Below are 11,601 nucleotides of genomic sequence, written 5' to 3'. Positions count from 1 at the left end.
ATCAGATGGACGAGTTCATCACCGACGACGACTTCTGATTGAACGTCGTCTGGATACCCCGTGGATACGTTCCACGGGGTATTCCTGTATAACCAGGTAGTTGCCTCAATGTGCATCCATGAGGGGTGGGCAATCGCTGGCACCCGGCCTTTCTTTGCGCCCTCCAATCCCCAGCCCCCCTTGCGGCCGTCCTTTCGCGAGGCCCGCTTCCGCCCCGCCCACTCGCGCCCGCTCAGTAACCCTGTCGAGTGACTGCGAGCGCCGCTGCGGTACCGTGTGACGCGTCTGGCGTGCCCCCAAGACGCCAGGCCGGAAGCAGCATTGAGGAGCAGCCGTGACCTCCGAGCAAGGCAACCCGCCTGAAAAGGGCGAGGGCAGCGAAGACCAGAACGCCGCCGGACCGGTCCCCGAGACCGACGCCGCCGCGACCCCCGGGCCGGTGACTCCCGGCGACACCGCGGGCACCGCGCCCGAGAGCCCCGCTGCCGACGAGCGCGCGGCCGAGACCGCGCCCCAGGCCGAGGAGACCACCGCTCCCGCCGAGACTCCGGCGGCCCCCGCCGCCGAACCCGAAGTGCCGCAGGCCGAGCCCGCCGCTCCCGAAGCTCCCGCCGCACCGGAGGCCCCCGCCGCACCGTCGGTCGACGACGGCGCCACCGAGGCCATGCCGTCGTCCGCGCTGGCGGACGCCGAGATCCCGGCCGCCCCCGCCGCCGACGTCCCGGCTCCCGCCGAGACCCCCGCTCCGGCCGCCGAAGTCCCGGCCCCGGTCGAAGCTCCCGCTCCGGAACCCGAGGCGCCGCAGGCGGCTCCTGCAGCCCCGTCCGTCGACGACGGCGCCACCCAGGCCATCCCGACCTCGAGCTCGATCAGCATCGACATCCCGGCCGCTCCCGCCGCGGACAACCGGCCCGAGCAGGTCGCCCCCTCCACCCCGGAACCGCCTGCGGCGCAGGCGGCCCCGTCGGCACCGCAGTTCGACGACGACGGCACGCAGATCCTGCGCCTGGGCCCGTCGCAGCCGTCCTCCCCTGCGGCCCCGCCCGCTCCGGCCGCGGACCCGTACGAGGAGCGCACGCAGGTGCTGCCGCCCCAGGGCGCCTCGGGCTTCAACGCCCCCGCGCCGTACGGCGAGCAGGCCGCGCAGTCGCAGTCGCCCTCCTCGGCGTGGCCGTCGCCGCCGCCGAACCCGCTGACCGACCCGAACAACGCGCAGGCCCCCGCGCCGAACCCGTACCAGCAGCAGCCCGGCGCGGTGCCGCCCCCGCCGCCGCCTCCTCCGGCCAACCCGTACGCGCAGCCGCAGTCGGCCTACCAGGCCCCGCCGCCGGCCGCTCCGCAGCCGCCGACGCAGTCGGACGACACGCAGAAGCTCATCATCGGCGCGCACAACCCATACAGCGAGCCGCCGCCCGCGATGGGCGGGGGCTACGACCCGAACCAGCAGTCGCAGCCGGGCGGCCAGTACTCGCAACCGGGCATGCCGCCGGGTTCGGTGCCGCCGGGGTACGGCCAGCAGCCGCCCCCGTCTGAGCCGGGCAAGAAGAAGCGCTGGTTGGCCCCGGTGCTGGCGATCGTCGCCGTGCTGGTTCTGGCCGGTGCCGCCGCGGCCGTGTACTTCCTGGTGCTCGCTCCGCCGAAGTTCGAGGAGGGCGGCTGCGTCCGCCACACGAGCGGCGACCAGGCCGAGCCGATCGAATGCGCCGACGCCGTGGAAGGCGAGGACTACGAGATCGTGCAGAAGGTCAGCGACGGCCAGGAATGCGCCGACGCGGGCCGCGAGACCCTCACCGTCGACAAGGACGTCTACTGCCTCAGCCTCCTCGGCGCCCCCGCCGAAGGCGAGGGCGGCGGCGAGCCGACCGACGAAGCGTCCTAACAGTTAGAACTGCACCAAGGGGGCGGCGCAAACGCGTCGCCCCCTTGCTTTGCGTTCAAGTTGCTCGTACTCAACACTATTGAGTGATGCTCAGGTGAAGGATGCTGGCTAGCGTTGAAGGATGACAGCGCGCAATGTAGCCGATCTGTACCTCCGGGTCTCGTCTGATCGAGAAGGACACTCGGGTATCGAGCATCAGGAGGCAGATTGCCGAGAATGGGCTGCTCAGAACGGCTTTGCTGTACGAAAGGTGCACGTAGATCGCGGACGCTCCGCTTTCAAGCCGGTGCGTCGCAGCGGATTTTCGGACGCGGTCACAGCTGTCACTGCGGGTGTAGTCGATGCTCTCGTCGTCTGGAAGCTCGACAGGTTGTCCCGGCGTGGAATCGCTGAGGTCTCCATGCACCTGACTGAGTTCCAGAAGGCGGGTGCACGTTTCATTTCGGTGATGGACCACCTTGACACAGCAGAGAAATCGGCAAGGGACGCAATGGCGCTGCTGGCGGATCTCGCACGTGCGGAGTCCGAGAACACGAGCATGCGTGTCGAAAGCGCCAAACGGCATCTCCGGGGGGCGGGAAAATGGATCGGAGGCCGACCTCCGTACGGGCTCAAGGTAGACCCGGAGACGAGAAGGCTTGTGCCCGATGCAGAGACCGCTGTCTACGCCCGCCTGATAGCCGACGAGGCACTGGCCGGATCGACCTTGGTTGAGATCGCACGGCTGCTCAATACGCATGGCGTCGAATCGCCGAGGGGTGGGGAGTGGAACTCCTCGACGATCCTCCAACTGCTGAGGTCGCCCGCGTTCGCAGGAATCATGCCGCAGACCGAGATGGCTGTATCGGCAGACGGAACCCGGAAGTACGGACATCGTGTCCATCCCTACATCGACCCGGTGACCTTGATGCCTGTGCACATCGGCGAGGGCGTCATCGGGGTCGAGGAGCGTGAGCTCATTCTTCAGAAGATCGAGAGCCGGACTCTTTCGTTCGCAGGCAGCCGGAAGGTGGAGAACCGTAGTCCCGCTCTGTTGACAGGCCTTGCCCGGTGCGGCCGGTGCGGGTCTCGGATGAGCAAAGCCGGTACTTCGTATCAATGCTCCCGGCATCGAATGGGCCGTGACTGCGGTGGCGTCTCCGTGCAGGTCAAGAGCTTCGACCACTACGTCGAGGCCACGGTCAGGCACCGTGTGGCCGAACTCCGGCCCGGAGACCCGTTGATGGAAATCGTTCTCGAGCGGATGGCCAGACGAAGCCACCCTGAGCTCTTTAAGAAGCGCGACGTGATTGCAGAAGAGATTTCGGCACTCGAGAATCGAAGATCCGACCTTGAAGAGGCCAGATACCTACGGGGTGAGTTCGAAGGCGAAGACGGTCTCGACCGCTACACGCAGATTGCCCGCAGGCAGGGCGAGCGGCTCGATCAGCTCCGAGAGGCGGCGGAGCGTGCTTCTCTGCCGCCGATGTGTCGACCGCTACGCCCGAAAGAGACGCTGTTGCAGATGGCCGAGGGTGCCAAGGCGATGGAGGAACGCAGAGACCTGCTCAAGCTGCTCGTCGATCAAGTGGAGGTGCAACCAGGGCGAGTCGGAGTCAGGTTCGATGGTGATTCGAGAGTGTCGATTGCATGGGCGGCGGCAGGCGCCGCGGCTGCGCCTTTGACGTGATGGAGTTCTCGATCTACTGGGCCGCCCGCCTCGGCAGTGGCAGCCTTGAAGTCATGACGAAGCCTGCTCGAGTCCGCGCCGCCGAGTTGCGAGGTCGCTCTTGGTTGAACACTGGTGGCCGGAACCTCTCCCTGGCTGACCTCCGAGGCCGTGTCACCATCGTTGATTTCTGGACCTTTTGCTGCATCAACTGCCTCCACGTCCTCGACGAACTCCGCCCGCTCGAGGAGAAGTACGGCGACGCGCTGGTCATCATCGGCGTCCACTCCCCGAAGTTCGAGCACGAGCGCGACCCGCAGGCCCTCGCTGCGGCCGTCGAGCGCTACGGCGTCGAGCACCCCGTCCTCGACGATCCGAACCTGACCACATGGGATGCGTTCGCTGCACGAGCGTGGCCGACGCTGGTGGTGATCGATCCAGCTGGGTACGTGGTCGCAACGATGGCCGGCGAGGGACATTTCGAAGCGCTTGATGCGATCGTGGGCGACCTGGTGGCCGAGCACATTGCCGATGGATCACTCGACACCACCGAATCGCTGTACGTCGCCGCCCCGCCCGCCGAGACCACACTCCGCTTCCCCGGCAAGGCGATCGAGCTGCCCGGCGGCGACGTCCTCGTCAGCGACTCCGCCCGCCACCGCCTCGTCCGCCTCGCGCCGGACCTCAAGACCGTCGTCGGCGTGATCGGCACCGGCACCCGCGGCAGCGCCGACGGCCTCGAACCGCAGTTCAACGAACCGCAGGGCCTCGCGCTCCTGCCCGCCGCGGTCGCGGCCGAGGTCGGCTACGACCTCGTCGTCGCCGACACCGTGAACCACCTCCTGCGCGGCGTCCGCCTCGCCGACGGCGCGGTCGCCACCGTCGCCGGGACCGGGAAGCAGTGGCGCATGGACAACGGCACCACGGCCGCCCTCGACGTCGACCTCTCCTCCCCCTGGGACCTCGCCTGGTTCGAGGACAAGCTGGTCGTCGCCATGGCAGGCATCCACCAGCTCTGGTACTTCGACCCGCTCGCCCGCACCGCGGGCGTCTACGCCGGCACCACCGTCGAGAGCCTCAAGGACGGCCCGCTGGACCAGGTCTGGATGGCCCAGCCCTCCGGCCTCGCCGCCACCGACGACCGGCTCTGGCTCGTCGACTCCGAGACCTCCGCGCTCCGCTACGTCGAGCACGGCGTCATGCACACCGCGGTCGGCCAGGGGCTCTTCGACTTCGGGCACGTCGACGGCCCCGCCGCGGACGCCCTCATGCAGCACCCGCTCGGCCTCGCCGTGCTCCCGGACGGGCGCATCGCCGTCGCCGACACCTACAACGGCGCGCTCCGCGCCTTCGACCCGCAGACCACGACCGTCTCCACCCTCGCCGCCGACCTCGCCGAGCCCAGCGACGTGATCGTCCTGGACGGCAAGGTGGTCGTGGTCGAGTCGGCCGCGCACCGCCTCACCGTCCCCGACCTCGGCGAAGCGGCCGTCTCGGGGCGGCACCACCGGGTCACGCGCAAGCGCACCAAGGTCGCGCCCGGCGCGCTGCGCCTCGAAGTGCTCTTCGAGCCGGCCGCGGGCCAGAAGCTCGACTACACCTACGGCTCCCCGATCCAGGTCACCGTCTCGGCCGACCCGCCCCAGCTCCTCGCCTCGGGCGCGGGCAAGGGCGAGGAGCTGGGCCGCGACCTCGTGCTCGCGGACGGCATCGGGCAGGGCGTCCTGCAGGTCGTCGCCCAGGCCGCGACCTGCGACGCCGAGGCCGAGCACCCGGCGTGCCACCTCACCCGCCAGGACTGGGGCGTCCCCGTATCGATCGCCGAGGACGGCGTCAGGGCACTGCGCCTGGTGCTCCGCGCCTAGTCTCGAACGGGTGTGATCTGCTGCGGCAGCAGGTATTTCGCCTGCCGGTCGCGTGTCATGAATCCGTGCTTCGCTCAGTGCGGATTACGTTGTTCGGATCGCACTCGATGCACGTCCTATCAGGGAGGAACCGCTGTGACCTTGGCGCCGGTGGAAGAACGCTACTACGAGTACGAGCACTGGCTGGTGCTCAACGCCGCCGATCAGATCGTCACCGTGGGCAAGCTGCTGGAGCAGCAGGTCCGCACCCTCGAGTACCTCACCCCCGAGTACGCCGGCAGCCTCGCCGACTTCGAGCCGGACCTCACCCGCCTCAACGGCTAGCGAGGGCCGTCCCGGCGCCGTCGCACTCCCGCGGGAGCGTCGCAATCGGGCACGCAACGGGCACTGAGCGACTCCTGGAATCACCGCGTCGGGACGGCCCCTCCGCGCCAGTACGCTGAAAGCGAAGTCGCGCCCCAGCGGCGCGGCCGCGTCGCACCTCGCTGATACCGTCGATGGGTGGAATCTTTCGACAGGCCCTTCGGCGACGAGACCGGCCCCGTCCAAGCACCGATGCACCCCGCGTGGATCCGCATCATGCCGTGCAGCATCGAGTTGTTCCGCACTGTCCCCTCCGTGAACCCGTTCCCGGCGAGCTGGTGGGCCGACGCCTTCCCCGAGGACGACATCTGGAACGAACCCGTCTGGTGCGACCCGGGCGACGTCGACGACTGGATCGCCGAGGCCTCCGAGCACCACCTGGGCGCGTCCCAGGAGGTCATCGAGAAGGAGGCCCGCGAGGAGTACGACCGGGCCACCGCCGAGCGCAGCGAGCGCATCGATACCTTCACCACCCACTGCCGCCGGGCCGGCCTGCCCGTGCCGCACACCGTGCGCGACCTCCTGGAGTTCCTGCTCGCCCTGGGCCTGTACCGCTCCGAGATGCGCGAAGGGAAGCTGTACGTCGCGCCGCTGCTGTACATCAACCCGTTCGACGTGCTCGCGTTCGACAAGGTCGAGGCCATCGAGGAGGCTGCCGACCAGCGCGGGGATCTTGAGGAACTCACCGCGATCGCGATCCGCCGGGTGGGCGGGATCGACTACGAGTTCGACGATGAGGGGCGCTTCACGCTGCCCGGCGGCGCGAAGTCGGCCACCGTGCAGGTGAGCCTGGCGGCGCTCGCCGAGGACGCGGGCGTCCCGGCCCCGGTGGTCCGCGGGATGCTCATGGAGCTGGCCGAGGACGGGGACGTGGCCGGTTCGGTCGACATCGGCCAGGTCGGGGTCGCGGAGGAGTTCACGCTCACCGCCTCAGACGACCTGCTGGGCGGGTACCCGAACGACGAGCTGCTGCCGCCCGAGCACGCCTGATCCGGACGAACAGGGCGTTCGGGCGCCCCGTTTGAACGGCGTCTGGACGGTTGCGACCGGGACCGCACTGCATTCACTCCCAGTTCACCTTCACGTTCACCGTTGTGCACCTCCATGGCGTTCCATGAGGGCAGGACACGTTAACGGCGGTTGACATTCGGTGATTGGAGTTCGCGTGAGCGTGAACGAAACTGGTACCCGCGCCAAGGCCCCCCTCGCGGGCCTTGCCCCGCAGGGCCGCATTGGCACCCCCACGCAGACCGAGACGGTCATCGACATCAAGGGCGTCGACATCCACTACGGGAAGGCGCACGCCGTCCGCGGTGTCTCGCTGCCCGTCGCGCGCAACCAGATCACCGCGATGATCGGCCCGTCGGGCTGCGGCAAGTCCACGGTGCTGCGCTCGATCAACCGCATGAACGACCTCATCCCGGGAGCGAAGGTCTCCGGGAGCATCTCCTTCCACGGCCAGGACATCTACGCCTCGGGCGTGGACCCGATCGCGGTGCGCCGCCACATCGGCATGGTGTTCCAGAAGGCCAACCCGTTCCCGAAGTCGATCTTCGACAACGTGGCGTATGGCCTGCGGATCAACGGCATGAAGGACAACCTGGCCGACCGCGTCGAGCAGGCGCTCCGCGGCGCGGCGCTGTGGGACGAGGTCAAGGACAATCTCAAGAAGAGCGCCCTGGCGCTCTCGGGCGGGCAGCAGCAGCGCCTGTGCATCGCCCGCGCGATCGCCGTGCAGCCGGAGGTCCTGCTCATGGACGAGCCGTGCTCGGCGCTCGACCCGATCGCGACCGCGCGCATCGAGGAGCTCATGAGCGAGCTGGTGCGCGACTACACGATCGTGATCGTCACCCACAACATGCAGCAGGCTGCGCGTGTCTCCGACTCGACGGCGTTCTTCTCGGCCGATGTCGACGACGCGGGCGAGCGCTACGGCTTCCTCGTGGAGTTCGACGACACGCAGCGCCTGTTCTCGAACCCGTCCGACTCGCGCACCGAGGACTACATCACCGGCCGCTTCGGCTGAGCGGGGAGTGCCTGCGGCGGCGCGATCGAGGGGTTCGCGCCGCCGTTCCCGTGTCCGAAGGCCATGGGGTCGAAGGCATCCAGGTCAGCAGGCGATGAGGAGCGGGGGCGGCCGATCGGCCGCCCCGGGGGGGGCGCGGGGGGGGGCCCCCCCCCCCCCCGCCCGGGGGGGGGGGGGGGGGGGGGGCGCCCCCCCCCCCCCCCCCGCTCCTCATCGCCGTTGCTAGACGTCGTTGCCGCAGAGGATGCCGTAGGTCCGGCCCTCGCCGTCGATCATCTCCCAGTACCAGTCGGTGCCGCAGTTGGTGCCCTGCGCTTCGGCGTCCTCGTCGCTCATGTCGGCGACGGGCTCGAACATGATCGTGTCGACGACCGTGTAGAGCGCGAGGCCGGAGCCGCAGTCGACGGACCACCAGCTGGAGCTGTCGTCGAAGCAGTCGCCCACGTCGGGCATGACCGGCAAGTGCTCGGGCTCTTCAGGGTCGGGGTTGCCGACGGCCTCGAGGCAGTAGAGGGAGTCGAGGGAGCCGGGGGAGTAGACGTAGTCGAACTTCGTCCAGGCCTGGCCGAGGACGTTGGTGCCCCAGCCGTCCCCGCACAGCTCGTAGACCGGCGCGGTGTCGGTGATGGTGCCTTCGTCGTCCACGGCGATGTCGGCGACGTCGTAGGACTGGGCGGTGATCTCCCAGAACGCCGTGGTGTCGGAGCAGGCGACGAGCGGTCCGAGGCCGCTGCCGTCGACTTCCGACTCGTAGGGGAGGCACTGGCCGACTTCGGAGTCGGTCTCCTCGGCGGGCGTGGTCGCGTCCGCGTCGGGCGTGTTGTCGTTCTCGGTGGCGGACGCGGAGGTGTCCTCGCCGCCTTCGGCGATGTCGTCGTCCTTCTTGTCGCCCTGGAGGTTCACGGTGACGAGGAGGACGGCGCCGAGCACGAGGACGGTGACGCCGACGATGATGCCGCCGATGAGCCCGAGGTTCCGCTGCGGCGGCTCGGGCGGGAGGGCCGGCCCGCCGTAGGGGGAGCCCGGCTCCTGGCCGTACGGAGGCTGCCCGCCGCCGTAGGGCGGCTGCTGTCCGCCGGAGCCGTAGGACGGCTGGTGCGGCTGGCTGCCGTACGGGTTCTGGCCGCCGCTGTAAGGCGACTGGTATCCGTAGCCGGGGGTCTGCGGCTGCTCCGGGGGAGGGCCGTAGTTCGGAGGGACAGTCATGTTGCCACGCTATAGGGGCTTGTCAACCGTCTGACGATTCGGGGTCGGCGGCGGGTAAGGAATGTCGCAGCTCAGCGGGGAGGCCTGGGGCCGATCGGACCTGGGCGTCACCGGTGCGAGGTGACGCACCGCGCGGCGGTTTCTGGCCCGGCGGTGGCCGCCGGTGCCCGGCCGCCCGATTCAGCGGCTCAAAGAGTGTCCGGAAGGACGAGCACGCGTTCGACCGTGTAGTCCTCCATCGCCGACCGAACGCCCTCGCGGCCCACACCGGAGGCCTTGACCCCGCCGTACGGCATCTGGTCGGCCCGGAACGAGGGCACGTCGCCGATGACGACGCCGCCCATGTCGAGGGTGCGGTGGGCGAGCATCGCCTGCGGCAGGCTCTCGGTGAAGACGCCGGCCTGCAGGCCGTAGCGCGAGTCGTTGACGGCGTTGAGGCCGGCTTCGAAGTCGTCGACGCTGGCGAGCACGAGCACGGGCCCGAACACCTCCTCGCGCAGGACCTTGGCGTCGGCGCGCACGTTCGCGAGCACGGTGGGCTCCAGGAGCGAGCCTTCGCGCGGGGTGCCGCCGCACAGGACCTTCGCGCCTTCGTCGACGGCCTCCGCGATCCACGCCTGGACCCGCTCGGCCGCTTCGGCGTTGATGAGCGGCCCGACCTTGCAGGAGGGGTCGTTCGGGTCGCCCGAGGGCAGGGCCTTGACCTGCTCGGTGATGCGGGCGGCCATGTCGGCGTAGGCGGGCGCTTCGATGAAGACGCGCTGCACGGCGATGCACGACTGCCCGGCCTGGTAGTTCCCGAACATCGCGATGCGCTCGGCCGCCCAGTCCCGCTTCGGGTAGTCGGCGCATACGAGGACGGCGGCGTTGCCGCCGAGTTCGAGCGTGACGTGCTTGTCGGGGATGCGGCGCAGGATCTGCTTGCCGACGGGCCCGGAGCCGGTGAACGAGACGACCGGCAGGCGCGGGTCGTCCACGAGCTGGTCGGCCCGGTGGTTGGGGACCGGCAGGACCGAGAGCATCGCGGGCGGCAGGTCGGTCTCGGAGAACAGGGCGCCGAGGTGGAGTGCGGAGAGGGGGGTGGCGGGGGCGGGTTTGAGGACGATCGGGCAGCCGGCGGCGATGGCCGGGGCGACCTTGTGCGCGACGAGGTTCAGCGGGAAGTTGAACGGGGAGATGCCGAGCACGGGCCCGCGCGGGAAGCGCCGCACGAGCGCCATGCGGCCGTCGGAGGCGGCGTCGGTGTCGAGCCGCTGCACGTCGCCGACGAACCGCCGGGCCTCTTCGGCGGCCCACCGGAAGGTGGAGACCGCGCGTTTGACCTCGACGCGCGCCCATGCGATCGGCTTGCCCGATTCGGCGGTGATGAGCTCGGCGCAGGTCTCGGCCTCCTCGTCGAGGCGGCGGCGCACGTGTTCGAGGGCCTCGGCCCGCACGTGCGCGGGCAGGGACGCGCATTCGCGCGCGGCTCCGGAGGCGGCGGCCACGGCGGCCTCCACCTGCCCGGCGGTCGCCCACGAGGTGGCGCCCACAGGGGACTCGTCGTAGGGGTGGGTGACGAAGAACTCCTCCTCGCCGTGCTGCGGACGGCCTGCCACCCAGATAGGCGAAACGGGACGGAGACGTTGCGACATGCGTACAGCCTACGGGTTCGAGCGTGTGCGGCGCTGCCGTTGGGACCCGCGAATCCGGATCGCACCGCCGCGGGCCGCGAGAGGGAAAGGGCGCGAACCGGGTCGGACCCCGCGGCGACCGGCACCGCCGCGCCGTGCGACCGCCCGCAACCCGGGTGCGTCCATTTGCCCGCTCAAGGCATGATGAGGACATGAGTGAACAGCAACAAGGTGCGGGGTATCCGCAGCAGCCGACCTCTGGCCAGCCCCAACAGCAGGCGTACCCCCAGGCGCCCTACGCCTCGCCGCAAGCGCAGTACCAGCAGCAGCAGCAGTACGCGGCCTACGCTCCCCCGGCACCGTCGCTGTTCGACAAGCTCGGCGTGCCGTCCATGCCCGCGATCCTCGGCCTCTCGGGCCTGGGTGCGCTGGTCCTGGCCGGGCTCATCGCCGGTACGAGCTCGGGCGGTTCGGACGAGTTCGGCGACGGCACGGTGCTGTCCGGCTTCGTGCGCGACGAGCTCGGCGGCGGGGTCCTCTCGATCCTCGTGGCCGTCATCGTCACGTTCGCTTTGACGCTGTTCACCGGTGAGAAGCTGCGGATGCTGTGGAAGACGCTCACCGTGGCCGGTGCGTCGATCTTCCTGGCGAAGCTCCTGTTCACGGTCTTGGCGCTCGGGGACGGCGACTCCGCCTCCGACCCTTCGGCCTGGATCGGCACGTTCTTCCTCGTCGGCGCTTACGCCCTGTTCGCCGCCGGTGCCGTCATGACCCCCGGTTCGGCCGCCGCCGCGCAGCCCGCCGCCCCGCAGAGCTACCCGACCGGGCAGCAGCCCGCGGTGCAGCCGCAGGCCCCCCAGCCCGCGCCGGGGACCCAGCAGAACCCGTGGCCGCAGGCCCCGCAGCAGTAACCGCCCGCAAGCAGCCGAAGAGGCGGGGGGGCCCCCCGGGGGGGCCGCCCGGGTGTGACGTGGGTTTTGGGGGGGGGCCGCCGCGGGTAC

At 70.0% G+C, this 11,601-nt stretch carries 9 protein-coding genes; 7 read left to right on the top strand and 2 right to left on the bottom strand.

The features are described 5' to 3' along the window. Positions 1–334 precede the first annotated feature (334 nt). From QWI33_RS14005 to pstB, 6 genes are all read left to right on the top strand, one after another. Positions 335–1,879 carry a hypothetical protein gene (locus QWI33_RS14005; protein ID WP_289957758.1) on the top strand — a complete coding sequence of 515 codons (1,545 nt, stop codon included), beginning with the start codon at positions 335–337 and terminating at the stop codon, positions 1,877–1,879. A gap of 121 nt (positions 1,880–2,000) precedes the next feature. Continuing rightward, on the top strand, positions 2,001–3,548 hold the full coding sequence (locus QWI33_RS14000) for a recombinase family protein (protein ID WP_289957757.1): 1,548 nt from the start codon (positions 2,001–2,003) through the stop codon (positions 3,546–3,548). Between the two features lie 53 nt (positions 3,549–3,601). After that, positions 3,602–5,392, top strand: a complete 1,791-nt coding sequence (locus QWI33_RS13995) for an NHL domain-containing thioredoxin family protein (RefSeq protein WP_353895457.1) — start codon at positions 3,602–3,604, stop codon at positions 5,390–5,392. A gap of 135 nt (positions 5,393–5,527) precedes the next feature. Beyond that, positions 5,528–5,716: a hypothetical protein gene (locus QWI33_RS13990; RefSeq protein WP_270116350.1), complete on the top strand. Its 189-nt coding sequence runs from the start codon at positions 5,528–5,530 to the stop codon at positions 5,714–5,716. A 177-nt stretch (positions 5,717–5,893) separates the two neighbouring features. After that, positions 5,894–6,745 (top strand): DUF6042 family protein, encoded by an 852-nt coding sequence (locus tag QWI33_RS13985; RefSeq protein WP_289957755.1) that lies wholly within the window; start codon positions 5,894–5,896, stop codon positions 6,743–6,745. Between the two features lie 175 nt (positions 6,746–6,920). After that, on the top strand, positions 6,921–7,781 hold the full coding sequence (pstB, locus tag QWI33_RS13980; protein ID WP_435367579.1) for a phosphate ABC transporter ATP-binding protein PstB: 861 nt from the start codon (positions 6,921–6,923) through the stop codon (positions 7,779–7,781). A 222-nt stretch (positions 7,782–8,003) separates the two neighbouring features. Here the strand turns inward: pstB and QWI33_RS13975 are convergent, their stop codons facing one another. Then, positions 8,004–8,987: a hypothetical protein gene (locus tag QWI33_RS13975; RefSeq protein WP_289957754.1), complete on the bottom strand. Its 984-nt coding sequence runs from the start codon at positions 8,985–8,987 to the stop codon at positions 8,004–8,006. A 188-nt stretch (positions 8,988–9,175) separates the two neighbouring features. Next, entirely contained in the window at positions 9,176–10,621 is a 1,446-nt protein-coding gene (locus QWI33_RS13970; RefSeq protein WP_353895456.1) for an aldehyde dehydrogenase family protein, read from the bottom strand. 191 nt (positions 10,622–10,812) lie between these two features. Here QWI33_RS13970 and QWI33_RS13965 point away from each other — a divergent pair, with 191 nt between their 5' ends. Further along, a complete protein-coding gene (locus QWI33_RS13965; protein WP_289957752.1) occupies positions 10,813–11,511 on the top strand; it encodes a hypothetical protein in 699 nt (232 codons plus the stop codon). Positions 11,512–11,601: the final 90 nt, after the last annotated feature.

This window comes from Glycomyces tritici, from assembly GCF_030403505.1.
This window is presented reverse-complemented; position numbering and strand designations above follow the sequence as displayed.

What these genes read in the sequence shown, in the direction of transcription:
- QWI33_RS14000 (WP_289957757.1), top strand. Translation starts at nt 2,001, where the DNA reads ATGACAGCGCGCAATGTAGCCGATCTGTACCTCCGGGTCTCGTCTGAT.
- QWI33_RS13995 (WP_353895457.1), top strand. Translation starts at nt 3,602, where the DNA reads ATGACGAAGCCTGCTCGAGTCCGCGCCGCCGAGTTGCGAGGTCGCTCT.
- QWI33_RS13975 (WP_289957754.1), bottom strand. Translation starts at nt 8,987, where the DNA reads ATGACTGTCCCTCCGAACTACGGCCCTCCCCCGGAGCAGCCGCAGACC.
- QWI33_RS13970 (WP_353895456.1), bottom strand. Translation starts at nt 10,621, where the DNA reads ATGTCGCAACGTCTCCGTCCCGTTTCGCCTATCTGGGTGGCAGGCCGT.
- QWI33_RS13965 (WP_289957752.1), top strand. Translation starts at nt 10,813, where the DNA reads ATGAGTGAACAGCAACAAGGTGCGGGGTATCCGCAGCAGCCGACCTCT.